This window comes from Tsuneonella litorea (assembly GCF_025154015.1).
GTDB lineage: Bacteria > Pseudomonadota > Alphaproteobacteria > Sphingomonadales > Sphingomonadaceae > Tsuneonella > Tsuneonella litorea.
Genome location: NZ_JAOAMV010000001.1, coordinates 567,420 through 591,483, shown reverse-complemented (window position 1 = coordinate 591,483; position 24,064 = coordinate 567,420). Strand labels below are relative to the sequence as shown.

The window sequence follows — 24,064 nt, the reverse complement described above, 5'->3', positions numbered from 1 at the left end:
GGCGGGGGGGAGAGGCAAGCCGGCATCCGGGCCCGGGGCGGCAATCCGTCCCGGGTCCGGCCGCGCGCCGCCGGGCGGGTTGCCCGCCGGGTTCAGCGGCCGGCCATCGCCTTGACCTTGGCCATGTAGGTTCGCCCGATCCGCAGCGCCTCGCCATCGTCGAGTTCGATCGACCACACGCCCAGCCCGTCGTGCCGCAGCCCGCGGATGCAGTCGCGCCGCAGGATCGTCGACCGGTGGATGCGGATGAATTGTGCCGGATCGAGCCGCTGTTCGAGGCCGGCGATCGTCTGCAGGAGAAGATAGCTCCGGTCGCCCACGTGCAGCCGGACGTAATCGCGCTCGGCATCGATGCGGCTGACCTGCGATACTTCGATCCTGAGCAGTTCCGACCGGTGCGGCACCCACAGTTCGCTCAGCCAGGTGCTTTCGGAGCGCACCGCCTCGACCTCGCGCCGGGCCTCCACCCGTTCGATCGCGCGGCCGAGCCGTTCGGGGGTGACCGGCTTGAGCACGTAATCGACGGCTTCGAGATCGAATGCCTCGACCGCGAAATGCTCGTGCGCAGTGACGAACACGATCGCGGGCCGGTGGGTCTTCTTGGCAAGCGAGCGCGCAACCGCGAGCCCGTCGAGTTCGGGCATCGTCATGTCGAGCAGAAGGAGATCGGGCGCCAGAGCGTCGATCAGCCGCAGTGCGGCGGCGCCGTCGCTGGCGGTACCGATCACCCGCAACTGGGGAATCTTCGCGCAGATGATCTGCATCCGCTCGATCGCCAGCGGCTCGTCGTCGATGATCAGCGCGCGCAAGGGCTCGCCGGATCCGGCATCGGTCGTCGGTTCGCGGATGTCAGTCATCTTGCACCATCGGCAGTCGCAGTTCGCTTCGATAGCCGCCTTCGAACGGACCCGATACAAGCGTGGCGTCAGGTCCGAACCGCGCCTCGATCCGGTCGCGCACGTTGGCAAGTCCGATGCCGAAGCCGGGCGAGCCCACCTCGGCACCGCCGGGTCCGTCGTCGGCAACGGTGAGGACGAGTCGGCCGTATTCCTCGCGCGCCGAGATGACGATCGTCACGGGCCGCGCGACGGGCGCCACCGCGTACTTGACCGAGTTCTCGACCAGCGGCTGGAGGATCATGCCCGGCACGTGGAGGTGCGCCAGCTCCTCGGGAAGCTCGATCACCGTTTTCAGTCGCTTGGGAAAGCGCACCGCCTCGATCGCGAGGTAATCGCGCTGGAGCGCGATTTCGTCGGCCAGCTCGACGTCGCCGGTCGGGTCTTCGGCCAGGCTGTGGCGGTAGAAGCTCGAGAGCCGCTGGATCATCTCCTCGGCACGCTCTCCCTTGCCGGTCATCACCAGCGCGGAGAGCGAATTGAAGGCGTTGAACAGGAAATGCGGATTGACCTGGTAGCGCAGCGACCGCAGCTCGGCCGCGCGCGCCGCGCTGCGGAACCGCGCCTCGCGCCGCTCCGCTTCGCGGGCCCGACCGACGGCGCTGAGCGCGAGGTACAGCGCCGCCCACGACAGCAGAAGGAAATAACGGCCGATTGCCAGTTCGAGCACCGGAAGCCACTGCCTGCCGGCGTCCGACTCGGTGGGGAGCACGACCTTGGCGCGGCCGGCATTGTCGGGTCCCAGTGGTCCATCCACGTCCGGCCCGGGCACCGCTGGCGCCTCGATCACGATGTTGCCCGAGGCATCGCGGCGGATCGAATAGCCGCGCCGTTCGGCGATCTTGCTTTCGACCGTCTCCTGCACCTCGGCGAAGGCAAAGATGTTCAACTTGGCAATCGCCAGCGAAGCGGGAATCGCCAGCACGAGCGCGAGCCCGATCTGGAAGCCGAGCGAGCGGCGGTCGGCAAGGCGCAGGATCAACCAGAGCACGAAGGTGATCGCCATTCCTGCCAGGCACACGAGGGCCCTGCGCCAGAGCAGCTCGCCCTGCAGCTCGAGCCCGATCCAGGCGCGGATGGTGACCAGCACGAAATAGCACGTCCACAGGCCCGCGATCGAAGCGAGCACCGTGCGCAGCGATACGCCGGGGGGCGCGGGAACAGTGGAGCCGCTCATCGGTGCCGGTAGTGCACGACCGGCACGCCCGGCGCCAGAGCGCGCGTCGAGGCGATTCGGCGTTTCGTCGGCTTGGCTAGGCGGTCGGCAGAAGATGCTCGGCGGCGATCTTCTCGCGCCATTCGGCGGGAGCCAGCGTGTGCACGTTGGCGCCGGTCGAATCGACCGCGACCGTCACCGGCATGTCCTCCACGCGGAACTCGTAGATCGCCTCCATCCCCAGCTCCTCGAACGCGACGACCCGGGCCTCGCGGATCGCCCGGCTGACGAGGTAGGCCGCGCCGCCCACCGCCATCAGGTAGGCGACCTTGTGGCGGGCGATTTCCCGGACTGCACCCTGGCCGCGCTCGGCCTTGCCGATCATCGCCAGCAGGCCGAGGTCGAGCATCATGTCGGTGAACTTGTCCATCCGCGTCGCGGTCGTCGGTCCCGCGGGGCCGACCACCTCGCCAACCACGGGGTCCACGGGACCCACGTAGTAGATCGCGCGCCCCCTGAAACTGACCGGCAGTTCCTCGCCCTTCGCCACCATGTCTGCGATCCGCTTGTGCGCAGCATCGCGGCCGGTGAGCATCGCCCCGTTCAGCAACAGGCGATCGCCGGCCTTCCAGCTCGCGACTTCTTCGGGTGTGAGATTGTCGAGATCGACCCGCCTGGCCGCCGCATCGGGGGCCCAATGCACTTCCGGCCAGTCCGCCAGCTTCGGCTTCTCCAGGAAGCTCGGTCCCGAGCCGTCGAGGGTGAAGTGCGCGTGGCGGGTCGCCGCGCAGTTGGGGATCATCGCCACCGGCTTGCCCGCGGCATGGCAGGGCCAGTCCATGATCTTGACGTCGAGCACCGTTGCCAGCCCGCCGAGCCCCTGTGCGCCGATGCCGAGGGCATTGACCTTGTCGAAAATCTCGATCCGCAGCGCCTCGATGTCGGTCTGCGGCCCCCGCGCCTTGAGCTGGGCCATGTCGATCGGGTCCATCAGGCTCTGCTTGGCGAGCTTGACGCAGTGTTCGGCGGTGCCGCCGATGCCGATGCCGAGCATCCCCGGCGGGCACCATCCCGCGCCCATCTGCGGCAGCATCTCGAGAACCCAGTCGACGATCGAATCGCTGGGGTTCATCATCTTGAACTTCGACTTGTTCTCGCTGCCCCCGCCCTTGGCGGCGACGTCGATCGACACCGTCCGGCCCGGCACCATCTCGACCGACAGCACGCAGGGCGTGTTGTCGCGGGTGTTGCGGCGGGTGAAGGCGGGGTCGGCGAGGACCGAGGCGCGCAGCTTGTTCTCGGGATGGTTGTAGGCGCGGCGCACACCCTCGTCGACGACGTCCTGCAGCGATCGCTGCGATTCGAGGCGGCAATCCTGGCCCCACCTGACGAACACGTTGACGATCCCGGTGTCCTGGCAGATCGGCCGGTGGCCCTCGGCGCACATGCGGCTGTTGGTGAGGATCTGCGCGATCGCGTCCTTCGCCGCCGGGCCCTGCTCCGCCGCGTAGGCATCGCCGAGCGCGCGGATGTAGTCCATCGGGTGATAGTAGCTGATGAACTGCAGCGCGTCGGCAACGCTTTCGATCAGGTCGTCCTCGCGGATCGAAACCATGTTGCTCATCGGAACCTGTCTCCTCCTGATCGAATCGCCACACCCGCGATAGGATTGCCGCTCTAGGGCGTCAAAGCGCTTGGCCCTTGCGCCCGTTTGGGCCAATGACCAAATCGTTGACCGGCTGTATTGCATCGCTAAGACAGGTTCTCGTAAGATGGCATCCGCCCCCCGCCCCCTCACCGACTTCGCCGCCGCGCGCCGCGCGATGATCGATAGCCAGCTGCGCACCAGCGGCGTCAACGAGCCCTGGGTGCTCGCCCGCATGGCCGCCGTCCCGCGCGAGGACTTCGTGCCCGAGGGCGCGAAGGGCGTCGCCTACATCGACCGGGCCGTCCCGCTTGGCGGGGGGGCGATGCTCGCCGCGCCGCTGGTCCACGCGCGGATGCTAGCCGAAGCGAAACCGACACCGGCCGACCGCGTGCTGGTGATCGACGGCGGCAGCGGATACCTGCCCGCGCTGCTCGACGGCGTCGCCGGCTCGGTTACCGCCGTGTCCCCGGATGAAGCCCTCAAGGGCAGGAAGGGCGATTACACGCTCATCATGATCGACGGTGCTGCCGAGCAGGTGCCGGACGCGCTCGCGCGCCGCCTCGCTGAAGGCGGGCGGATCGTGACCGGCGTGGTGGAGGACGGCGTCACCCGCCTCGCCATCGGCAGTGCTTCGGGCGGGACCATCGCACTCCTGCCGCTCGCCGAGATCGGCATTCCCCGGCTCGCCGCGTTCGACAAGCCAAAGGCGTGGAGCTTCTGACAATGACCGCCCCGCTCCGCGCGATCCTGCTGCTCGGCGGCGCGCTGGTCGCCATCGGCGGTACCCCGGTGCGCGCCGACACGCTGCGCGATGCGCTCAACGGCGCATACCGCACCAACCCGACCCTGCAGGCGGCGCGCGCGCAGCAGCGCGCGGTCGACGAGAGCGTGCCGATCGAGAAATCGGCCGGCCGGCCCAACGTGACCGGCAGCGCCCAGTATATCGAGTTCGTCAAGCAGAGCTCGTCGAGCTTCACCGCGCCCGAGCGGGCGATCCTCGCGGGTGCGGACCTCGGCGTGCCGATCTATTCAGGCGGCGCGGTCAGGAATGCGGTCAAGGCGGCCGAAACCCGCGTCGAAGCCGGCCAGGCGGACCTGCGCGGCACCGAATCGGCGATCTTCACCCAGGTCGTGGCGGCCTACATGGACGTGATCCGCGGCGAGGCGCTCGTCGGGCTCAACGCCAGCCAGGTCGAGGTCCTGACGGTCAACACCCAGGCGACCAGCGACCGGTTCGAGATCGGCGATCTCACCCGCACGGACGTCGCCCAGTCACAGGCACGGCTGGCGCTCGCGCAGGGCAATTACCGCAGCGCCCAGGCAAACCTGGTCAACGCGCGCGAAACCTACATCCAGCTCACCGGCCTGGCACCCGACGATCTCCAACCGCCGCCCCCGCTGCCCGGCCTTCCGGCAAGCGCGGAGGACGCCGTCGCCGTGGCGCTCGAGCAGAACCCCGACATCATCGCCGCGCGCGAGCGGGCCGAGGCGTCGCGCTACGACATCAACGTCGCCGGTTCGGGGCGCCTGCCGCGCGTGTCGATTTTCACCGGGGCCGACTACAACAACTACCTCGGGACGATCTCCAGCCCCACGCCGGGCGTGTCGATTCCGCAGACGAGCACCGCGGTCCAGGCCGGCGTCAGCGTGTCGATCCCGCTGTTCCAGGGCGGGCGTCCGGCCGCGCTCCAGCGCCAGGCCCAGGCGCGGTCGGCTGCCGCGCTGGAAAACGTGATCGCGACCGAGCGAGACGTGATCGCGCAAGTCCGCTCGGCCTATTCGAGCTGGCTCGCGGCGACCCAGATCATCGCCAGCAACCAGACCGCGGTCGACGCGGCTGCCCTCAGCCTGGAAGGCGTGCGCGCCGAGAACACGGTCGGCAACCGCACGATCCTCGACATCCTCAACGCCGAACAGGAACTGGTCAACGCGCGCGCGCAGTTGATCACGGCGCGCCGCAACGCCTATGTCGCGGGCTTCAGCCTGCTGGCCGCGATGGGCAGGGCGGAGGCGCGCGATCTCGGCCTCGAGGACGACGGCCCGCTCTACGACCCGCAGGTCAACTACGACCGGGTCAGGAACAAGTGGAACGACTGGTCGCGCGACCCGGACCCGATTGTCCAGTCGACGCGCACCGTTGACATCCCCGCGCCGACCGCGGAGATTCGCGTTAACGATGATTCGGCGCCGGTTCCGCTCGGCGAATGATTGTCGCGTAATCGTTCAGGGGCTTAGGGGGTCTGCAAACATGCGCCAGGAGGGCGAGGCGTCGGTCGAGGAAATTCTCGAATCGATCAAGAAGGTGATCGCGCGCGACAATCGCGCGACCGCGCTCGATACCCGCCGCCGCCGCGAATCGGAGGGGCTAGATACGGCGCCCGAACCCGCCGACGCCGAAGAGGCCGAGGAAGTGCTCGATCTCGCTGCAGTCGACTTCGTGGAGCAGGCCCCGGCGTTCGTCGATGCCGATGCGGAGGCATCGGATGACGAAGACGATTACGAAGACGATGCCGCGTCCGGCGCCGAGGCGCCTCTCCTGACCGCGAGCGCGCGCGACGCGATGCGGGAAAACCTCGCCGCGCTCGCGATGCTGGCCGAACCTGGCGTTCCGCCGCAGATCGTCCGCTCGGGTGAGACCTCGCTTGAGGGGCTGACCCGAGACCTCCTGCGCCCGATGCTCGCCGAATGGCTCGACAAGAACCTGCCCGGCATGGTCGAGCGGATGGTCAAGGACGAGATCGCGCGGATTGCCGGCAAGCGCGGCTGACCCGCGCCCTGCCCGGTCCGTGAATTCCTCGAGGGACATCGCCAAGGCGCGCGCCGCGCTCGCCAAGATCGGCGGCGGGCGGATCGAGCGGCAAATTTTCCTTTGCGCGATGTCGGACAAGCAGAAATGCTGCTCGCGCGAGGAGGGCACGCGCGCGTGGAAGTACCTCAAGCGGCGGCTCAAGGAACTGGGACTTGCCGCAAAGACCGTGCAACGGACCAAGGCCGATTGCCTGCAGGTCTGCGAAGCCGGGCCGATCGCGGTCGTCTGGCCCGACCGGGTCTGGTATCATTCGTGCGACGAAGCGGCGCTCGAACGGATCATCCAGCAGCACCTCATCGGCGGCGAGCCGGTGGAGGACCTGCGCCTTCTCGAGGCCCCCGACGCGGCGCGCTAGTCGCGATCGGCCAGCGGGTCGACGACCGAATCGTCGTGCCCGGTGCCGTTCGACATGAAGACGAGCCCCATGAGCGCGCTCATCAGCAGCATCGACAGGCCGACCCCGAGGCCCACCGCGATGTAGAAGTGGATCGATACCTCGGGCAGCTCCATTCGGACGTAGGCGAGCACCCCGAGGACCGCGACGATCGTGATCGCGATCATGAGCCGCATCATCCGCCTCCAGCGTGCCCAGGCGAAGGCGGCGTTTTCGGGATCGTCGAGGGGGGAGGGGCTGGTCATGGGGGGTCATGTGGGCCCGCCGCGGCGCGCTGGCAATGGCCGCAAGCTGGCGTTCACGAGTGATTCGTGGCATCCTGCCCGCTCCTGGAACCATGACAGGGGAGAGTCCGATGGACATCGCCCGATTGCTGGCGAACCGCGCAAGCAGCGACGTGATCACCTGCGACGTCGACATGACCATGCGCGAAGCGGTGGCGATCCTCGCGACGCGGCGAATCGGCGCACTGCCGGTCATGCGCGAAGGAGAGGTCGCCGGAATCTTTTCCGAGCGCGACGTGATCTACTGCATCGAGCACGAAGGCGAAGCGAGCCTGGCTAAAAAGGTCGGCGACGTGATGACCGCCCCGGCGATCACCGTCGAGCCGAACGCCAAGGTCGAGGAAGCGCTCGAACTGATGACCCGGCGCCGGGTGCGGCATCTTCCGGTGGTGCAGAACGGGGCGATGTGCGGCTTCGTTTCGATCGGCGACCTTGTGAAGACCCAGGTCGACAGCCTGGCGCAGGAAGCCGAGGCGATGCGCGCCTACATCCAGACCGCTTGAGCAGGGCGGCGACAGACCCCATATCGGCGCCATGGCCGAACAGTTGATCCTGACCGAAAATGCCGCGAAGCGCGTTGCCGCGATCGCCGCGCGCCAGTCGAAGCCGGCGATCCTGCGCCTTTCGGTCGAGGGCGGCGGCTGCTCGGGCTTCCAGTACAAGTTCGATCTCGCCGACGCGCCCGAGGCGGACGACAGCGTAAGCGAGACCGGCCGCGTCAAGCTGGTGGTCGATCCGGTCAGCCTCGACCTCATCGCGGGCAGCACGGTCGATTTCGTCGAATCGCTGGGCGGCGCGGCCTTCAAGGTCGACAATCCGCAGGCAGCGGCCGGTTGCGGTTGCGGTTCCAGCTTCGGCATCTAAGACCGGCGGGATGCGAATAGCGTCCTTCAACATCAACGGCGTGAAGGCACGCCTTCCCCGCCTGCTCGAATGGCTCGAGGAAACCCGGCCGACTGTCGCCTGCCTGCAGGAGATCAAGAGCCAGGACGAAGGCTTTCCCGCCGAGGAGTTCGAGAAGATCGGCTACAAGGCGATCTGGCACGGGCAGAAGGGCTTCAACGGCGTCGCGATCCTGGCCGACGGGGTCGAGCCGGTCGAGGCGCAGCGCACGCTGCCGGGCGATCCCGACGACGAACACGCGCGGTATATCGAGGCGGACGTGAAAGGCGTGCGGATCGCGTGCATCTATCTGCCCAACGGCAATCCCGTTCCCGGCCCCAAGTTCGACTACAAGCTCGCCTGGATGGAGCGCCTGCGCGCGCGAATGGCCGAGCTGTGGGCGCTCGAACGGCCCGTCGCGGTGGTCGGTGACTTCAATGTCATCCCCGAGGACAAGGACGTCTGGTCACCGGCGGCCATGGCCGCCGACGCGCTGATGCAGCCGCAGTCGCGCGACGCCTATGCCCGGCTGCTCAGCGACGGCTGGACCGACGCGCTGGGCACGCTGAACCCGCGGGGCGGGGTCTGGACCTTCTGGGATTACCAGGCGGGCGCGTGGCAGCGCGATCACGGCTTCCGGATCGACCATCTGCTGCTCTCGCCCGAGCTCGCGGATCGCCTCGTCGCCGCGGGCGTCGACAAGGAATACCGCGGCCGGGAAAAAGCCAGCGACCACGCCCCGGTCTGGGTCGAGATCAGCGATTGACCGCCCGCCGGCGCAATCATCAGCGATAGAAGATGTGGGTGTCGATCGTCGCGCGGGCGATCTTCGTCCGGCTCCACGAGGGCCGCACGTAGTTCGCATGGAAATAGAGCGCGTCGCCGGCCTTGCTGTCCCACAGCCCCTCGTGCGCGATTCGGGCGATGGCCTTGGCGCGCTTCCAGGCGGTCGAGGAGCGATTGATGCGCGGCATCGTCCCGCCGCGAACGAACGAGAACTGCGCCTTCTGGAAGACGACGCCGCAGTAATCGGACGGGAACGCCTGGGAATCGGCGCGATTGACGACGACCTGCCCGACCGCGAGCTGGCCTTCGAGCGGTTCGCCGCGCGATTCGAAGTAGATGGCGCCCGCGAGGCATTCCATCTCGCGCGAAAGCGTAGACGGCGTGTCGATTTCCGCCACGAGCTCGCGCAGCGAGCGCGCGCCGTGCGCCTCGATCGCTTCGTCGGCCTCGGCGACCGGCTGGACGACTTCCTCGGAAACGAATTCGACCGCGGCGATTTCTGGAACCGTCTCGTCGGTCAGGACGGACGCGGTGGCGACGGTCTGGGGGATCTCGCTGGGCTCAGCGTTTGCGCCGGATCCGTCGGCGGTGAACAGGGTAAGGACCACTGTCGCGGCAAGCGCCGCGATGGTCGAACGATGAAACTGCATTGATCCCGTCGGTCAAGGCGGTGAACTGCCCGTCGCAGGTGGGGATCCATCCGCGTTAGCTGCGGTTGTAGGCGGATCCGTTTTGCAGCCTGCCGGCCGTCCCCCGTCTGCGCGCTGGCTGGGCAACCCCGTGTCGCCCATGCCGCCTGCGTCCGTGAAGGTGGGCGCCAGATAATTGCTGCAGCTGCGAAGTCAAATCAGGCGGGCAAACCTGCGACGAACCGTTCCTTATCCGGGACATCCGCCTCGATTAACCACAAATCGGGGTCCCGCGCCGTCCTGCGCGCCAGAATATCGGAGAATTCTTGTTTTTTTTCAGATATTTCTTCAACAGACAGAACGAAACGACGGTTCCCGTCGAGTTGCGGCATACGTTCGTAAAGCGCCGCGGGTTCACCGCGACCGATAATTACGATCGCGATCGTTCCCGCGTCGCGCTCGCCTTTCGCGAGGACCGTCGCGAACCCGCCGAGCGATTCGGCAAGGCGGCGAATCCCCGCGACCTCTATGTGCGCGGGCAGTCGCCCCTCCATCCGATCAGCTTCCTGCCGCGTAACCGGGCAGGCCCGACAGCGGTATCCGCGACCGCATGAAGGTTCCCGTACCGCGGCCGATCTCGTCGCCTTCGGCGTCGACCAGCCGCGATTCGGCCACCAGCACGCGCTTGCGACCGCTGATCCAGCGCCCCTCGGCCACGACCTCGCCCTGCCGGACCGGCTTGGTGAAGTGCAGGTTGAACGACGTGGTCAGCAGGAAGCGGTCGGTAACCAGCGTGTTGGCGGCATAGAAGGCGGCATCGTCGAGCATCTTGAAGTAGATCGTCCCGTGCGCCGCGCCGGCGGCATGGTAGACGCCCGGCTCGACGGTGAAGACCAGGCGCGAGCGCCCCTCGCCGACGATCTCCAGCCGCGAGACGAACAGAGCGTTGACCGGCGCGGCGGCGTAGAGGCGCTCGAGCGCGCGGTAGTGCAGGGCGGCACCGCTGCTCGCCCGGCCGCTCGCGGCATCGTCAGGCGGCGTCACGATCGGAGGCGTTGGTCAGCAGCGCGTAGAGCGTCTCGGTATCGCCTGCCTCGGTCAGCGCGCGGTGCATCTCCTCGTCGCGCACGAGTCGCGACAGGGCCGCGAGCGCGTGGAGGTGGGTGGCGCCGGCGTTGATCGGAGAAAGCAGGCCGATCGCGAGATCGACGGGCATCCTGTCGGCTGCTCCGAATTCGACCGGCCGCGCCAGCTTGAGCAGCGCCGCGACCGGCCGCTTGAGCCCCTCGATCCGCGCGTGCGGCAGGGCGACACCGCGGCCGAACCCCGTGCTGCCGAGCGCCTCGCGCTCTTCCAGACCTTCGAGCACGACGGTCCGGTCGAGCGCGTAGACTTTCGCGAACCGGGTCGCGAGCGCCGAAAGGATGCCGCCCTTGTCGGTCGGGGAATCGATCCACACGGCCTCGGGAAGGAGCTTGAAGATGACATTCATGGCATTGGCAATCGACACTGGCGCCGGGGGCGACCGGCAGGTTTCCGAACTCGTCTGGCGGGACTTCGACCGGCAAGGAGAACCGCGGGCACGAAGTCAGCGCGGTTCGACCCAGCCGATCGAACCGTCGCGGCGGCGATAGACCATATTGTGCCGACCCGTTCCAGCATTTTTGAACAGCATCGCGTTGGTGTCGCGCAGGTCGAGCATCATCACGGCGTCGGCCACGCTCGTTTCGGGAATGTCCGACGTCGTTTCGGCGATCACCATCGGCGCATCGCTTTCCTCGACCTCATCGACTTCGGAATCGGGCGCGGCGAAGATCGTGTAGGCCGCAGTTTCTTCGCGCGCGGCGTGGTCGGCCTGTTCGTGCCTGTCCTTGATCCGCCGCTTGTAGCGCCGAAGCTGCTTGTCGATCTTCTCGGCGGCCTGGTCGAGCGCCTGGTGCGCATCCTGCGCCACGCCGTGCGCCTTGAGTATCAGCCCCTGCATCACGTGGGTCACGATGTCGCAGCTGAACGCGCCGGCAGGAGCCTTGCCGAACGTGACGTGGCTGGACAGTGCGCGGCTGAAATACTTCTCGACGATTGAATTGAGGCGATCGGTGACGTGTTCCTGCAAGGCTGCGCCGGTATCGACCTGGTGGCCCGAAACGCGAATGTCCATCGGCACGCTTTCTCCTGTCATGTGCGACCCTTCAACCGAACAAACGCTAGCCAGACCAGATGGCTCCCTCGATTCCGCCGACGAATGCGCCGTGACGCGCGATTTCGGCGGCGGTGGGAGCGTGCGGGCGCGGCGGTCGGAAGGCCCGGTCCCGCGCGGGCTGAAAGGCGGGCTCGACGATCGTCTCGTCACCGCCCGAGGCGGCCAGCGCGAACCCGATCTGCCGCCCGCCGGTGAGTTCGACGTAGACCTGGGCGAGCAATTCGGCATCGAGCAGCGCGCCGTGCTTGACCCGGTGGCTGCGATCGATCCCGTACCGGGTGCACAGGGCATCGAGCGACAGTTTCGCGCCCGGATGCCGCCGCTTGGCGATGGCGACCGTGTCGACCATCCGACTCATGCACACCGCTTCGAGCCCGCACAGGTCGAGTTCGGCATTCAGGAAGGCGAAGTCGAACCCGGCGTTGTGGGCGACCAGCGGGGAATCGGCGATGAAGGCGAGCAGTTGGTCGCACGTGTCGCGAAAACGCGGCTTGTCCGACAGGAACGCGGCGGACAGCCCGTGCACCGCTTCCGCCTGTTCCGGCATGTCGCGGTCGGGATTGAAATAGGCGTGAAACGTCGCACCCGTGGGGACCCGATTGACCAGTTCGATGCAGCCGATCTCGACCATCCGGTCGCCCGTTCGCGGGTCGAGGCCGGTGGTTTCCGTATCGAACACGATTTCACGCATGAGGACCCTATCTATTCACCCGTTGGCGCAGGCTTGCAAGGGGCTGCGGACGGACCGCCGCCGGTCATGTCCCGGCAACCTTCTCGATCAGCGACTTAACCGCGTCCTCGGTCTTCTTTAGCGTCGTCCCGGTGTCGATCACGTGGTTGGCCCTTGCGCGTTTCTCGGCGTCGGGCACCTGCAGCGAAAGGATATGCGCGAATTTCTCGGGCGTCATGCCAGGCCGGGCAAGGACGCGCGCGCGCTGGACTTCGGGCGGAGCGGAAACGACCGCCACGGCGTCGACCTGCTCCCATCCGCCCTTTTCGAACAGCAGCGGGATGTCGAACACCACCAGCCGCTCGCCTGCGTGTTCGATCATGAACGCCTGCCGCTCTGCGGCGACAGCGGGATGGACGATGCTCTCGAGCCGCGCGAGCGCCTGGGGGTCGGCAAAGACCTGGGCGCCGAGCTGTTCGCGCAAGACCCCGTCGGGGCCGGTCGAGCCGGGAAAGGCGGCCTCGATCGCGGGAAGCAGCGCGCCGCCGCGCCCCTGCAGCCGGCGCACCACCGCGTCGGCATCGAACACCGGGACGCCGGCCGCCTCGAACATCGCGGCCACGGTCGACTTGCCCATGCCGATCGATCCGGTCAGGCCGAGGATGAAGGGGCGGCTCATGCCTGCAGCATCGCGCGAAGATCGGCATCGAATGCGCGCGGGGGCGAGCGGCCGAAGAACCGCTCGAAGGCGAGGGCGGCCTGGCCGATCAGCATCGCGAGGCCGTCGACCGTGCGGTGACCGGCAGCGCGCGCATCGCGCAGGAACGGCGTGTCGAGCGGGTCGGTCACGATGTCGTAGGCGATCGCGCCCGGCGGTGCGTGGCTCCAGTCGAATGCCAGCGGCGGCTGCCCGCGCATTCCCAGCGGGCTCGCGTTGACGACCAGGTCGAGACAGCCCGCGCGGTCATCGAACGCGAAGTCGGTGGTATCGGCGAAGTGCGCAAGCGGGGCGGCGTGATGATCGCCGCCCGGATCGATCGCGTCGAGGATCGCGCGCGCCTTGCCCGCATCGCGCCCGGCGAGGACGATGGTGAACCCGTTGTCGGCCAGGCCGGCGACGACCGCCCGCGCCGCGCCGCCGGTTCCGAGCACCCGCGCCATGCGGAAATAGTGCGTATCGCCCAGTTCCCCCGCCAATGGCTCCAGAAAGCCGCCGACGTCGGTGTTGCTGCCGATCAGCGCGCCGGTGTGGCGCCGGGTCACCGTGTTCACCGCGCCGACGAGTTCGGCGCCGATCTCGAGCCGGTCGAGCAGCGGCATGACCGCCTGTTTGTGCGGCATCGTCACGTTGCAGCCGCGCCAGTCAGGATCCTCGCGCCGGCCGGCGATGTATTCGGCAAGCGCATCGGGCGTCACGTGACACGCGCGGTAATCGGCGTCGATGCCCAGCTTCCCGAGCCAGAACCGGTGTATCGCGGGCGATTTCGATTGCGCGATCGGGTCTCCGATCACTTCGGCGTAGGGGCGGCTCATGCGGGCACCTCGCCCAGGTCGCGCAGCGCCCCCAGCACCGCGAGCAGCGGCATTCCGAGCACGGTGAAATGATCGCCCTCGATGCGCTCGAACAGCTGGACGCCGCGCGCCTCGATCCGGAACACGCCGACGCACTGCGCGACCGCGGGCCATTCGGCATCGAGGTAGCTTTCGATGAACGCATCGCCGAGCGGACGCACCTGCAGCGTCGCGATGGCCGCATGGCGCCATGCAATCGTTCCGCCGCGGGCGATCGCGGCGGCCGAGTGGAGCTGCATCGCCCGACCCGAGAAGGCGCGCAGGTGCTCGGCGGCCTCCGCGCGGCTGGCGGGCTTGTCGAACCGGCGGTCGCCCACGACCACCAGCGAATCGCTGCCGAGAACGAGCCGGTCTTCCGCGGAGACCGCCAGCGCCTTTGCCTCGGCCAGCGCCAGCGCGACCTGGTCCGGCCGGGCACCGGCCAGCGATGCCTCGAGCGCGCGCTCGTCGATGGGTACGGGGCACGCCTCGAACGCGACACCCGCCGCCGTCAGCATCGCGGCGCGCGACGCGCTTTTCGAGGCGAGCACGATCGTCATATCGGCTTGGGTCCGACGACCGGCGGCGCGCCGCGCGCCCGCCGCTCCGACAGCAGCCGGATCACCGCGGCGGCGGTTTCCTCGATCGATCGGCGGGTGACGTCGATCACCGGCCAGTCGTTGTCGGCGAACATCCGCCGGGCGAAGCGCACTTCCTCCGCCACCCGTTCGGCATCCGCGTAGCTCGATTCGCGGCCCTCGGCGATCGTCAGCAGGCGGTTGCGGCGAACCTGGACCAGTCGTTCGGGCGAGGTCGTCAACCCGACCACGAGCGGGTGGCGCAGCGAGAACAGCGCGGGCGGAGGCGGGCTTTCCACGACCAGCGGAATGTTGGCCACCTTGTAGCCGCGGTTGGCAAGATAGATGCTCGTCGGCGTCTTCGAGCTGCGCGACACGCCCGCAAGCACGATGTCCGCCGCCTCCCAGTCCTCGTGCGCGATGCCGTCGTCGTGGGCGATGGTGTACTGGATCGCCTCGACCCGCGCGAAATAGGCGGCGTCCATCGCGTGCTGGCGGCCCGGGCGTCCGTGCGCCTCCTGGCCGAGATGGCTCTCGAGCGCGGCGGTCACCGCGTCGAGCACGGGGACCGCCGGCAGGCCGAGGTGCCGGCAATGCTCCTCGAGCCGGGCGCGGGTCTCGTCGTTGACGAGGGTGAACAGCACCAGCCCCGGGTTCGCGGCAAGATCGGGCACGATCCGGTCGAGGTGCTGGCGGCTGCGCACCATCGGCCAGAAATGCCGCTGGACTTCCGCTTCCTCGAACTGCGCGAGCGCGGCCTTGGCGATCATCTCCAGCGTCTCGCCGGTGGAATCCGACAGCAGGTGAAGGTGAAGGCGGGGCATCGGCTCCTGACGGGTGCCTGTGGAGAATGCGCGGCATAAACCACGGGAGAGAACCGGGGACAAGCGAACCGGGGCGTTTCATGCCCGCTGACCCGATTCCGCGACGAGGCTTGTGGACATGGCGACAAGCTTTTCGACAGGCCGGGGATAGCGTGGACAAGCTTTGGTTGACGCGGATTCATCGCGATTCGAGGGCCCTGAAATTCTGGTCAGCGCGGGAAAAATCGGGCAGGGCGCCGCTGTCCCCGAAATCCACAGGGCCAACAGACTCCTTCATCTTATCTAAGAATCTTACTTGAATTGGAATCAGACCCGATGCCCGGCTTGCTTCTCGACACTCTGTGCGGAAATCGGGGCGAGGCAGTTCCGATGTGGCTCATGCGCCAGGCCGGGCGCTACCTGCCCGAATATCGCGCGCTGAGGGCGGAGAAGGGCGGGTTCCTCGAGCTGGTGTACGATACCGACGCCGCGGCCGAGGTGACGCTCCAGCCGATCCGCCGGTTCGGGTTCGACGGGGCGATCCTGTTTTCCGACATCCTGATCGTGCCCTATGCGATGGGGCAGGAGCTGCAGTTCCTTGCCGGCGAAGGTCCCCACCTCTCCCCCCGGCTCGCCGATCATGCGCTGGTGGCCCTTGAGGGGGTCCCTGAGCGCCTCGAGCCGATCTATGCGACCGTGGCCGCCGTGAAGGCCGGGCTCGGGCCGCAGACGACCCTCCTGGGCTTTGCCGGGAGTCCGTGGACGGTGGCGACCTACATGGTGAACGGCGAGGGGTCCAAGGACCAGCATGCCGCTCGCGAACTGGCTTACCGCGACCCGGCCGCCTTCCAGGCCATCATCGATGCCATCGCCGATGTCACGGTCGATTACCTCGTCGGCCAGATCGAGGCGGGGGCGGAGGCCGTGCAGCTGTTCGACAGCTGGGCGGGCAGCCTCGCTCCCGACGAGTTCGAACGCTGGGTGATCGCCCCCAACGCCGCGATCGCCGCCGCGGTCAAGGCGCGCTGCCCGCACGCACCGGTGATCGGCTTTCCCAAGGGCGCGGGTGCCAAGCTGGCGGCCTATGCCCGCGAGACGGGGGTCGATGCCATCGGGATCGACGAGACCGTCGAACCCGTATGGGCGGCGCGCGCGCTGCCCGCCGGAATGCCGGTGCAGGGCAACCTCGACCCCCTACTGCTGCTGGCGGGCGGCGACCGGCTGGTGCGCCGGACCGAAGCAATCCTTGCAGCATTCGCCGATCGCCCGCACGTCTTCAATCTTGGCCACGGGATCGGCCAGCACACTCCGATCGAGCACGTCGAGCTGCTGCGTGACACGGTGCGTGGATGGAGGGGGTGACGATGCCGCCGAGGGAACCTACATGGCCCACATGGAAAGCGTCCTCGCGATGATCTATCTCTGGCTCAAGGCCGGCCACGTGATCTTCGTGATCTTCTGGATGGCGGGCCTGTTCATGCTGCCGCGCTATCTCGTCTATCACCAGGAAGCGGCTCCCGGTTCTCCCGAGGAGGCGTTGTGGACCGAGCGCGAGCGCAAGCTGCTCAAGATCATCCTCCTGCCCTCGATCATCGCGGTCTGGCTGCTGGGGATCCTCCTGGCGACCTCGCAGCACCTGTGGGGCGAGCCGTGGCTGCACGCCAAGCTGCTGCTGGTCCTGCTGCTGTCGGGCTATCACGGATGGCTGTCGGCCTATTCGAAGAAGCTTGCCCGCGGCGAACGGACGCTGACCGGCAAGCAGCTGCGGCTGCTCAACGAGGTGCCCGGCCTCGTCGTCGCGCTGATCGTGGTGCTGGTGATCGTCCGGCCGTTCTGAGGCTGGAGCCGGCGATCCTGCGACGAGCCGAACGCCGGGCGAATTGACCGCGCGCGGCTACGCGCCTATTTCCCGCGGACCAACCGGCTCCTGCCGGTCTCGCCGAGCGGCGGGACCGGGTCGCGCTTTCCCCAAGCCCTTACGACGGCCGGCCGCACTCCATATTACGGATTACCAAGACAATGCACCTGAGAGACCTCAAGAAGAAAGCGCCGGCCGAACTGGTCGAGATGGCCGAGGAACTCGGCGTCGAAGGCGCCAGCACCATGCGCCGGCAGGACCTGATGTTCTGCATCCTGCGCGAGCTTGCCGAGGACGAGGAATACGACGACCAGATCATGGGCGTCGGCACGATCGAGGTGCTGCAGGACGGCTTCGGCTTTCTGCGCAGCCCCGAGGCGAACTACCTCGCCGGCCCCGACGACATTTACGTTTCGCCCAACCAGGTCCGCAAGTGGGGCCTGCGCACCGGCGACACGGTGGAAGGCGAGATCCGCGCGCCGAAGGAAGGCGAACGCTATTTCGCGCTGACCAGCCTTACCTCGGTCAATTTCGACGACCCCGACGCGGTGCGCCACCGGACCAATTTCGACAACCTGACCCCGCTCTACCCGGAAGAGAAGCTGTCGCTCGACACGCTCGACCCGACGGTGAAGGACAAGTCGGCCCGGGTGATCGACATCATCAGCCCCCAGGGCAAGGGCCAGCGCGCGCTGATCGTCGCCCCGCCGCGCACCGGCAAGACCGTGCTGTTGCAGAACATCGCCAAGGCGATCACCGACAACCACCCCGAGGTGTTCCTGATCGTCCTGCTCGTCGACGAGCGGCCCGAGGAAGTCACCGACATGCAGCGCAGCGTGAAGGGCGAGGTCATCTCCTCGACCTTCGACGAACCCGCGACGCGCCACGTCCAGGTCGCCGAGATGGTGATCGAGAAAGCCAAGCGCCTCGTCGAACACAAGAAGGACGTGGTGATCCTGCTCGATTCGATCACTCGCCTCGGCCGCGCCTACAACACCGTCGTCCCGAGCTCGGGCAAGGTCCTGACCGGCGGTGTCGACGCGAACGCGCTCCAGCGGCCGAAGCGGTTCTTCGGCGCCGCGCGCAACATCGAGGAGGGCGGATCGCTCTCGATCATCGCCACCGCGCTGATCGATACCGGCAGCCGGATGGACGAAGTCATCTTCGAAGAGTTCAAGGGCACCGGTAACTCGGAAATCGTCCTGGACCGCAAGGTCGCCGACAAGCGCATCTTCCCCGCGCTCGACGTCGGCAAGAGCGGCACCCGCAAGGAGGAGCTGCTGGTCGAGAAGGACAAGCTGTCGAAGATGTGGGTCCTGCGCCGCATCCTCATGCAGATGGGCACGATCGACGCGATGGAATTCCTTCTCGACAAGATGAAGGATTCCAAGACCAACGAGGACTTCTTCGCCACGATGAATCAGTAGGAGCGCGAATGCCGACGCCAGGCGGCAGGGAGGTGTTTCCAGTTTGTTCGAGTCGCAATAAATTCGATTCAGATTCTTGACGTGGAGTCAAGAGTGTATAGATTCAAAGCTGGCTCTGCACGAAGCGAAGCTTCAGGTTATCCTGTTGCACGAATCGAGAGATTCATAGCTCGTGCAGAGTTTTTTTCTTCTTTCCCATAGCCTTATCGTAGGCCCGCAATCGCGGAATGAATAACCAGTGCCGGTAAGGATGGAGCCACCTGTTTGCTCGATTGCCTTGATGTCCAGTGCTGATACCGATGTTGAAATGGGGATAAATGTCTCGGATGCGTCGTGAAATGTGCTGGTAGACCTTCTCTTTTGCCCGAGTTTTCTTGCCCCGCCGACGTTGCCCAAGGGGCTTGGCCAAATGGAGGTCATTTAATCGAAAGTGCATCGATCCTAGCACAACATCTGTGCATTGCAGGATAATGTGAGAGTGTGATTTGGCCTCGCCGATGTTCTCTGGCTGCAAATTAAGTCCGTTGGAGGCGAGCGTTCGACGATTCAGTCTCGCCAAAAAATCCTTGAAAGTTGCGATGTGCTCCGCATTTCGCGGAAATTGATCAAAGATCAAGCGTAGGTCTCTGTCGCCGAACTGGCGGTCGTATGACGACAGGCCCAATCCATTTTTGATGAACTGGTAGTATAGCAAAAAATAGGCGTTTCGGTGCTGGTCATGCGTAAGGCCGAGCGGAACCCATATATTTTGCGTAAAAAGGCACCTGAATTTGATGAATCCGTCGCGCACGAAATCAAAGTAGGTATCTATGATTGCGATGAACCGCTCATGCGTACTTGGTGAAATGTTGTTCCATTTCACCTCACATGTTAGGCCAAGTTGCTGAACGCGCTCGTTCAATGCATTCTCTATTACAGCTAGATCTTCTGACTTGATGATCGAAGCTCCGTAGAAATTGGAGAAGTGCGGTCCCTTCTTCGAAGACTCATCACAATAAACTATGAGTTGGCGCGGCATGCGCCGTTTCTAGCAGTCGCCCCTAACTTGTCGATACTGAGCGCTCGAGCTGCGCTCCCATCATTTCCCAGACCTTGTTGATCGCCTTCAGCGGGCGGACCATGACCTTGAAGTCGGCGATCATGCCGTCGTCGTCGAACGTGATAATGTCGACGCCGTTGATGTGGATGCCGTCGAGCTCGGTGACGAATTCGAGCAGCGCGTTGTCGCCCCCGCTGAATTCGCGCATGTAATGGAACTTGTCGGTGTTGAGCACCACGCCTGCCGCTGCGAGGTAGGCGACGACCAGCGCCCGGCCGCGTTGCGGCGTGTGGACAACCGGCGAATGGAATACCGCGTCCTCGCGGATGATGGCCGCCAGATCTTCGGGCTGATTGCCGCCTTCGAGGACCCGGTGCCAGTTCTGCAGGCCTTTTTCGGCGCTCATCAACCTCTCCCGAAACTGTCGGCCCGTGCGGCCGCCCAGTAGCGGGCATACTGCGTCGCGTCGGGATCGTCGAGCAGCGCACCTTCCCCGAGAAAGCCGTAGATCTCGTCGATCGGCGCGGCGCGCGCGCCGTCGAGCCTTTCGCTGATGTGAAACGGCTCGATCTGCCAGGGGTTGTCCAGACCCATCGCGACGACCATTTCGCGCAAGCCATGCAAAGTCTGGCGCTGGAAGCGTGCGACCCGCTCTGCCTTGTCGGCGACCACCAGCCCGCGCTGGCGGGTGGCATCCTGTGTCGCGATCCCGGTCGGGCAGGTGTCCTCGTGACAGCGCATCGACTGCACGCAGCCCAGCGCGAACATGAACGCGCGCGCGGCGTTGCACCAGTCTGCGCCGAGTCCGAAGTTGATCGCCATACCCGCGCCCGAATGAATCTTGCCGGCCGCGGCAAGCTTGACCTCGTCCTTCAGCCTCGACCCGACGAGCGCGTTGCGGACCAGGATCAATCCTTCGCGCAGCGGCATTCCCACCCGGTTCGACAGTTCCACCGGTGCGGCCCCGGTCCCGCCTTCCGCTCCGTCGACGACGATGTAGTCGAGCCGAATGCCGGTTTCGCGCATCGCCTTCATCAGCGCGAAGACTTCGTGCGGCTGGCCCACGCACAGCTTCGCGCCCACGGGTTTCCCGCCGGACAGGTCGCGCAGCTTCGCCGCCCAATCGAGCAGCCCGGTGGGGGTGGAGAAGGTCGCGTGCGCGGGGGGTGACACGCAGTCGTGGCCCTGAAGGATGCCGCGGGTAGCGGCGATTTCCGCGCTGACCTTTGAACCGGGGAGCACTCCGCCGTGCCCTGGCTTCGCGCCCTGGCTCAGCTTGATTTCGATCATCTTCACCTGATCGATCTGGGCGGTCTCGGCAAAGCGCGCCGGATCGAAGTTGCCGTTGGCATCGCGGCATCCGAAGTATCCGCTGCCGATCTCCCACACGAGGTCGCCGCCGCCCGAGCGGTGGTAGCGCGAGAGGCCGCCTTCGCCGGTGTCGTGGTAGAAGCCGCCGGCCGCAGCACCCTTGTTGAGCGCCATGATCGCGTTCGCCGACAGCGAGCCGAAGCTCATCGCAGAGATGTTGAGCAGCGCCGCTTCGTAGGGCCGCGCGCATTGCGAACTGCCAACCGGGACCCGCCATTCGAGCGGTGCCTGGGCGTTGGGCACGATGGAATGGGCAAGCCACTCGTATTCTTCGGAATAGACGTCGAGCTCGGTTCCGAACGGATGCGAATCGAGCTCTCCCTTGGCCCGCGCATAGACCAGCGCCCGCTCGTCGTGATTGAACGGCCGGCCTTCGAGGTCGCCCTCGACCACGTACGCGCGGGCGTAGGGGCGCAGGTCCTCCATGATCCAGCGCACGCGGGCCAGCAGCGGGTAGTTGCGCCGCAGCGTGTGGTCGTCCTGGAAGAAATCCCACGCCGCGATCCCCAGCAGCGGAAGCGTGACCAGCAGCAGCCACGGCCACCTGTCGCCGAGCAGCACGAAAGCGATCGACAGGATCGCCAGAACGATCGGCAGCGCGAACCGCGTGCCCACGTTCGCCGACCAGCGCCACTGGGCGCGGTTGATCATCTAGGCGAGATGCTCGGCGAAGAACGCTTCGGTACGGCTGTCGGCGAGTCGGGCGCCAGCCTCGTCGCGGCGGTTGCCGCTTTCGGTTGCGAAGCCGTGGTCGAGTCCCACGTAGTCGTGGAGGGTGACCTTGGGATGGTCGTCGAGCCCGGCGTGCATCCTGGCCTGCGCCTCCGGCCCGACGAAGTGATCGGCAGTGGGGATGTGGAGCATCAGCGGATTGGCGATCGCGTGCGCTTCGCCGAGCATTTGGTCGATCATCACTCCGTAATAGCCGACGGCCGCATCGATATCGGTCCGGGTCGCGGCGAGATAGGCCATCCGGCCTCCCAGGCAGTACCCCACCAGTCCGACCTTGCCGCAGCCCTGCGTGCGCTCGAGCCAGTGGATCAGCGCCTCGATGTCGCGAATGCAGGCGTCGGCGTCGAACTTGCCCATGTTGGCGATCGCCCGGTCGAACTGTTCGGGCACGTCGGGGTCGAGCTCCTCGCCTTCGGCAAAGCGCCAGAAGATGTCGGGCGCGGCGGCGTGGTAGCCCTTGCGCGCCCACGCATCGCACTTGGCGCGGATGCCGGCGTTGACGCCGAAGATCTCGGGAATGACGATGATCGCCGCCTTCGCCGCGCCGTCCGGCCGGGCAACGTAGGCGGGAAACGTGCCATATTCGTCGAGCGTGGGAATGCGGTGGATGTCGGACAAGTCGGTTCTCCCTCTTAAGCGGCCAGCCTAGCCTCGCGCGATGGACTTTGCCAAACCCCTGTGACAGGTGTCGCTGCCACAACGCAGGAGCCCGCCATGAAGGTCCATATCGAGATCGACTGCACCCCCGAGGAGGCCCGAACCTTCATGGGTCTGCCCGACGTCGGCAAGGTCAACGACGTCTACGTCGACGCGGTGACCAAGGCGATGAAGGGCGTTGGCAACATCGAAAAGCTGCAGGAATACGCGTCCCAGGTTGCGCCGATGGGTCAGGTGGGGCTCAAGCTGTTCCAGAACTTCGTCGAAGGCGCTGCGGCGGCGAGCCGCTCCGGCGAGGCGGGCAAGGGCAGCAAGGAAGGCTAGCGCGCGGGACTGGCCTCGCGCCCGCCCGCACTTCGGCATGGACACGATCTTCGCATTGTCGAGCGGCGCACCGCCCGCCGGGATCGCGGTCGTGCGCATCAGCGGCAGCCACGCGCGCGGCGCGCTCGAACGGCTCGCGGGAAACGTTCCGCAACCTCGCCGGGCGACCGCCGCCACCTTGCGCGGTGCCGAGGGCGGCGCGCTCGACCGGGCGCTGGTGCTGTGGCTGCCGGGCCCCCGGACCGCGACCGGAGAGGACATCGCCGAGCTGCACCTGCATGGGGGGCGGGCGGTCGTCGCCGCGGTCGAGACCGAACTTGCCCGCATGCCGGGGCTGCGCCGGGCGCAGGCGGGGGAGTTCACCCGCCGCGCGTTCGCCAACGGGCGGATCGACCTTGCGGAAGCCGAGGGCCTCGCCGACCTGCTTGCGGCCGAGACCGAGAGCCAGCGGCGCGCGGCGGTGGCGATGGCCGGCGGTGCGCTTTCGCGTCAGGTCGAGGTATGGCGCGAGCGCGTGCTCGAACTGTCGGCGGCGGTCGAGGCAGTCCTCGACTTCGGTGACGAAGATGACGTGGGCGGGCTGCCCGCGGATTTTTCGCGCCGGGTGGGGGAACTGGGCACGGACATCGACGCCTGGCTGGCACGTCCATCGGCAGAACGCCTCCGCGACGGTGTCAGGGTCGTTCTCGCTGGCCCTCCAAATGCCGGAAAATCGAGTTTATTCAATGCTCTACTGGATACGGAGGCAGCCATTGTCACGGACATCGCCGGCACCACACGCGACGTGATAGAGCGGCCCGTCGCGGTCGAAGGCGTGCCATTCGTCCTCGTCGACACCGCCGGGCTTCGCTCGGGCGGCACGGATGCGGTGGAGATCATCGGAATCGAGCGGGCGGGGGCGGAACTGGCGCGGGCGGACATCGTGCTGTGGCTCGGCGCCGAAGGGGAGGGGCCGGCGGGCGCGGTCGAGGTGGCAGCAAAGTCCGACCTTCCCGGGCCTTCCAAGTCGGGCGCCGTTGCCACTGTCTCGGCGATGACGGGTGCCGGCATAGCCGGACTCTGGCGCGTGCTGGTCGATCGCGCAGGCAGCTTGCTTCTGGTCCCCGGTGAGGTGGCACTCAACCAGCGTCAGCGAGCTGCATTGGTTGTGGCGGCAGACGAATTGCGCCATGCCATGGGTGAGACGAGGCCGCTTATCCTCGCCGAACAGTTGCGGCTAGCCCGGTTGGCGTTCGACCGCCTGACCGGGCGAGCTTCGACCGAGAACATGCTCGACGGCCTTTTCGGTCGGTTCTGCATCGGAAAGTGATGTTTCACGTGGAACAGCGCACGCTTTGACGCGTAAACCGCGCTCGCCTACGGGCAGGGTC

30 protein-coding genes are annotated in these 24,064 nt (G+C 66.7%); 12 read left to right on the top strand and 18 right to left on the bottom strand.

Features of this window, described 5'->3' with window-relative positions; translation table 11 throughout:
* Nucleotides 1–92: 92 nt before the first annotated feature.
* From N0B51_RS02740 to N0B51_RS02730, 3 genes are all read right to left on the bottom strand, one after another.
* The gene (locus N0B51_RS02740; protein WP_259960648.1) at nt 93–857 is read right to left on the bottom strand and encodes a LytR/AlgR family response regulator transcription factor; all 765 of its coding nucleotides are present in this window, start codon (nt 855–857) and stop codon (nt 93–95) included.
* Nucleotides 850–2,073: a sensor histidine kinase gene (locus tag N0B51_RS02735; RefSeq protein ID WP_259960647.1), complete on the bottom strand. Its 1,224-nt coding sequence runs from the start codon at nt 2,071–2,073 to the stop codon at nt 850–852. Before N0B51_RS02735 ends, N0B51_RS02740 begins: the two co-directional genes overlap by 8 nt.
* A gap of 76 nt (nt 2,074–2,149) precedes the next feature.
* A complete protein-coding gene (locus tag N0B51_RS02730; protein ID WP_259960646.1) occupies nt 2,150–3,676 on the bottom strand; it encodes a fumarate hydratase in 1,527 nt (508 codons plus the stop codon).
* Between the two features lie 148 nt (nt 3,677–3,824).
* On the opposite strand from N0B51_RS02730, the gene N0B51_RS02725 reads away from it, so the two are divergent.
* Genes N0B51_RS02725 through N0B51_RS02710 form a run of 4 tightly spaced genes read left to right on the top strand, consistent with a single transcriptional unit; the run spans nt 3,825 to nt 6,864 of the window.
* Complete coding sequence (locus N0B51_RS02725; protein ID WP_259960645.1) at nt 3,825–4,421, top strand: protein-L-isoaspartate O-methyltransferase family protein; 597 nt, start codon at nt 3,825–3,827, stop codon at nt 4,419–4,421.
* 2 nt (nt 4,422–4,423) lie between these two features.
* Nucleotides 4,424–5,908 carry a TolC family outer membrane protein gene (locus N0B51_RS02720; RefSeq protein ID WP_259960644.1) on the top strand — a complete coding sequence of 495 codons (1,485 nt, stop codon included), beginning with the start codon at nt 4,424–4,426 and terminating at the stop codon, nt 5,906–5,908.
* 40 nt (nt 5,909–5,948) lie between these two features.
* Nucleotides 5,949–6,467: a DUF2497 domain-containing protein gene (locus tag N0B51_RS02715; protein WP_259960643.1), complete on the top strand. Its 519-nt coding sequence runs from the start codon at nt 5,949–5,951 to the stop codon at nt 6,465–6,467.
* 19 nt (nt 6,468–6,486) lie between these two features.
* Entirely contained in the window at nt 6,487–6,864 is a 378-nt protein-coding gene (locus N0B51_RS02710; RefSeq protein WP_259960642.1) for a (2Fe-2S) ferredoxin domain-containing protein, read from the top strand.
* Here the strand turns inward: N0B51_RS02710 and N0B51_RS02705 are convergent.
* Nucleotides 6,861–7,148: a hypothetical protein gene (locus N0B51_RS02705; RefSeq protein ID WP_259960641.1), complete on the bottom strand. Its 288-nt coding sequence runs from the start codon at nt 7,146–7,148 to the stop codon at nt 6,861–6,863. The genes N0B51_RS02710 and N0B51_RS02705 overlap by 4 nt on opposite strands.
* 110 nt (nt 7,149–7,258) lie before the next feature.
* Between N0B51_RS02705 and N0B51_RS02700 the strand changes: the two genes are divergently transcribed.
* Genes N0B51_RS02700 through xth form a run of 3 tightly spaced genes read left to right on the top strand, consistent with a single transcriptional unit; the run spans nt 7,259 to nt 8,835 of the window.
* Nucleotides 7,259–7,690 carry a CBS domain-containing protein gene (locus N0B51_RS02700; protein WP_259960639.1) on the top strand — a complete coding sequence of 144 codons (432 nt, stop codon included), beginning with the start codon at nt 7,259–7,261 and terminating at the stop codon, nt 7,688–7,690.
* A 31-nt stretch (nt 7,691–7,721) separates the two neighbouring features.
* Nucleotides 7,722–8,051, top strand: coding sequence for a HesB/IscA family protein (locus N0B51_RS02695; protein ID WP_259960638.1), 330 nt, complete (start codon nt 7,722–7,724; stop codon nt 8,049–8,051).
* Between the two features lie 10 nt (nt 8,052–8,061).
* The gene (gene xth, locus N0B51_RS02690; RefSeq protein ID WP_259960636.1) at nt 8,062–8,835 is read left to right on the top strand and encodes an exodeoxyribonuclease III; all 774 of its coding nucleotides are present in this window, start codon (nt 8,062–8,064) and stop codon (nt 8,833–8,835) included.
* A gap of 19 nt (nt 8,836–8,854) precedes the next feature.
* On the opposite strand, the gene N0B51_RS02685 is transcribed toward xth, so the two are convergent.
* The 10 genes from N0B51_RS02685 to N0B51_RS02640 all read right to left on the bottom strand — a co-directional run bounded on the left by N0B51_RS02685 (nt 8,855) and on the right by N0B51_RS02640 (nt 15,307).
* Nucleotides 8,855–9,505 carry a cell wall hydrolase gene (locus N0B51_RS02685; protein ID WP_259960635.1) on the bottom strand — a complete coding sequence of 217 codons (651 nt, stop codon included), beginning with the start codon at nt 9,503–9,505 and terminating at the stop codon, nt 8,855–8,857.
* Nucleotides 9,506–9,702: 197 nt separating this feature from the next.
* Entirely contained in the window at nt 9,703–10,038 is a 336-nt protein-coding gene (locus tag N0B51_RS02680) for a DUF1491 family protein (protein WP_259960634.1), read from the bottom strand.
* Between the two features lie 4 nt (nt 10,039–10,042).
* The gene (locus N0B51_RS02675) at nt 10,043–10,528 is read right to left on the bottom strand and encodes a PaaI family thioesterase (protein ID WP_259960633.1); all 486 of its coding nucleotides are present in this window, start codon (nt 10,526–10,528) and stop codon (nt 10,043–10,045) included.
* Nucleotides 10,515–10,976: a PTS sugar transporter subunit IIA gene (locus N0B51_RS02670; RefSeq protein ID WP_259960632.1), complete on the bottom strand. Its 462-nt coding sequence runs from the start codon at nt 10,974–10,976 to the stop codon at nt 10,515–10,517. Before N0B51_RS02670 ends, N0B51_RS02675 begins: the two co-directional genes overlap by 14 nt.
* 96 nt (nt 10,977–11,072) lie before the next feature.
* Nucleotides 11,073–11,642 carry a ribosome hibernation-promoting factor, HPF/YfiA family gene (gene hpf / locus N0B51_RS02665; RefSeq protein ID WP_259960806.1) on the bottom strand — a complete coding sequence of 190 codons (570 nt, stop codon included), beginning with the start codon at nt 11,640–11,642 and terminating at the stop codon, nt 11,073–11,075.
* Between the two features lie 46 nt (nt 11,643–11,688).
* Entirely contained in the window at nt 11,689–12,375 is a 687-nt protein-coding gene (gene dnaQ, locus N0B51_RS02660; protein WP_259960631.1) for a DNA polymerase III subunit epsilon, read from the bottom strand.
* A gap of 64 nt (nt 12,376–12,439) precedes the next feature.
* Nucleotides 12,440–13,033: a dephospho-CoA kinase gene (gene coaE / locus N0B51_RS02655; protein WP_259960630.1), complete on the bottom strand. Its 594-nt coding sequence runs from the start codon at nt 13,031–13,033 to the stop codon at nt 12,440–12,442.
* Nucleotides 13,030–13,887, bottom strand: a complete 858-nt coding sequence (locus N0B51_RS02650) for a shikimate dehydrogenase family protein (protein WP_259960629.1) — start codon at nt 13,885–13,887, stop codon at nt 13,030–13,032. The genes coaE and N0B51_RS02650 overlap by 4 nt, the downstream gene beginning before the upstream one ends.
* Nucleotides 13,884–14,465, bottom strand: a complete 582-nt coding sequence (locus tag N0B51_RS02645) for a Maf family protein (protein ID WP_259960628.1) — start codon at nt 14,463–14,465, stop codon at nt 13,884–13,886. Before N0B51_RS02645 ends, N0B51_RS02650 begins: the two co-directional genes overlap by 4 nt.
* Nucleotides 14,462–15,307, bottom strand: coding sequence for a pyruvate, water dikinase regulatory protein (locus N0B51_RS02640; protein ID WP_259960627.1), 846 nt, complete (start codon nt 15,305–15,307; stop codon nt 14,462–14,464). Before N0B51_RS02640 ends, N0B51_RS02645 begins: the two co-directional genes overlap by 4 nt.
* A 315-nt stretch (nt 15,308–15,622) precedes the next feature.
* Here N0B51_RS02640 and hemE point away from each other — a divergent pair, with 315 nt between their 5' ends.
* From hemE to rho, 3 genes are all read left to right on the top strand, one after another.
* Complete coding sequence (hemE, locus tag N0B51_RS02635; protein WP_259960626.1) at nt 15,623–16,648, top strand: uroporphyrinogen decarboxylase; 1,026 nt, start codon at nt 15,623–15,625, stop codon at nt 16,646–16,648.
* Nucleotides 16,649–16,679: 31 nt separating this feature from the next.
* Nucleotides 16,680–17,123 carry a CopD family protein gene (locus N0B51_RS02630; RefSeq protein ID WP_259960805.1) on the top strand — a complete coding sequence of 148 codons (444 nt, stop codon included), beginning with the start codon at nt 16,680–16,682 and terminating at the stop codon, nt 17,121–17,123.
* A gap of 182 nt (nt 17,124–17,305) precedes the next feature.
* Nucleotides 17,306–18,571, top strand: coding sequence for a transcription termination factor Rho (rho, locus tag N0B51_RS02625; RefSeq protein WP_259960625.1), 1,266 nt, complete (start codon nt 17,306–17,308; stop codon nt 18,569–18,571).
* Between the two features lie 163 nt (nt 18,572–18,734).
* Here rho and N0B51_RS02620 read toward each other — a convergent pair whose 3' ends face one another.
* Genes N0B51_RS02620 through N0B51_RS02605 form a run of 4 tightly spaced genes read right to left on the bottom strand, consistent with a single transcriptional unit; the run spans nt 18,735 to nt 22,331 of the window.
* Nucleotides 18,735–19,589: a DUF3800 domain-containing protein gene (locus N0B51_RS02620; protein ID WP_259960624.1), complete on the bottom strand. Its 855-nt coding sequence runs from the start codon at nt 19,587–19,589 to the stop codon at nt 18,735–18,737.
* 22 nt (nt 19,590–19,611) lie between these two features.
* A complete protein-coding gene (locus tag N0B51_RS02615; RefSeq protein ID WP_259960623.1) occupies nt 19,612–20,016 on the bottom strand; it encodes a nuclear transport factor 2 family protein in 405 nt (134 codons plus the stop codon).
* Nucleotides 20,016–21,632: an FMN-binding glutamate synthase family protein gene (locus tag N0B51_RS02610; RefSeq protein ID WP_259960622.1), complete on the bottom strand. Its 1,617-nt coding sequence runs from the start codon at nt 21,630–21,632 to the stop codon at nt 20,016–20,018. Before N0B51_RS02610 ends, N0B51_RS02615 begins: the two co-directional genes overlap by 1 nt.
* Complete coding sequence (locus N0B51_RS02605; RefSeq protein WP_259960621.1) at nt 21,633–22,331, bottom strand: dienelactone hydrolase family protein; 699 nt, start codon at nt 22,329–22,331, stop codon at nt 21,633–21,635. It lies immediately after the preceding gene.
* Between the two features lie 96 nt (nt 22,332–22,427).
* Here N0B51_RS02605 and N0B51_RS02600 point away from each other — a divergent pair, with 96 nt between their 5' ends.
* Both N0B51_RS02600 and mnmE read left to right on the top strand, forming a co-directional pair.
* Nucleotides 22,428–22,694 (top strand): DUF6489 family protein, encoded by a 267-nt coding sequence (locus N0B51_RS02600; RefSeq protein ID WP_259960620.1) that lies wholly within the window; start codon nt 22,428–22,430, stop codon nt 22,692–22,694.
* Nucleotides 22,695–22,731: 37 nt separating this feature from the next.
* A complete protein-coding gene (gene mnmE / locus N0B51_RS02595; RefSeq protein ID WP_259960619.1) occupies nt 22,732–24,003 on the top strand; it encodes a tRNA uridine-5-carboxymethylaminomethyl(34) synthesis GTPase MnmE in 1,272 nt (423 codons plus the stop codon).
* The last annotated feature ends 61 nt before the right edge of the window (nt 24,004–24,064 follow it).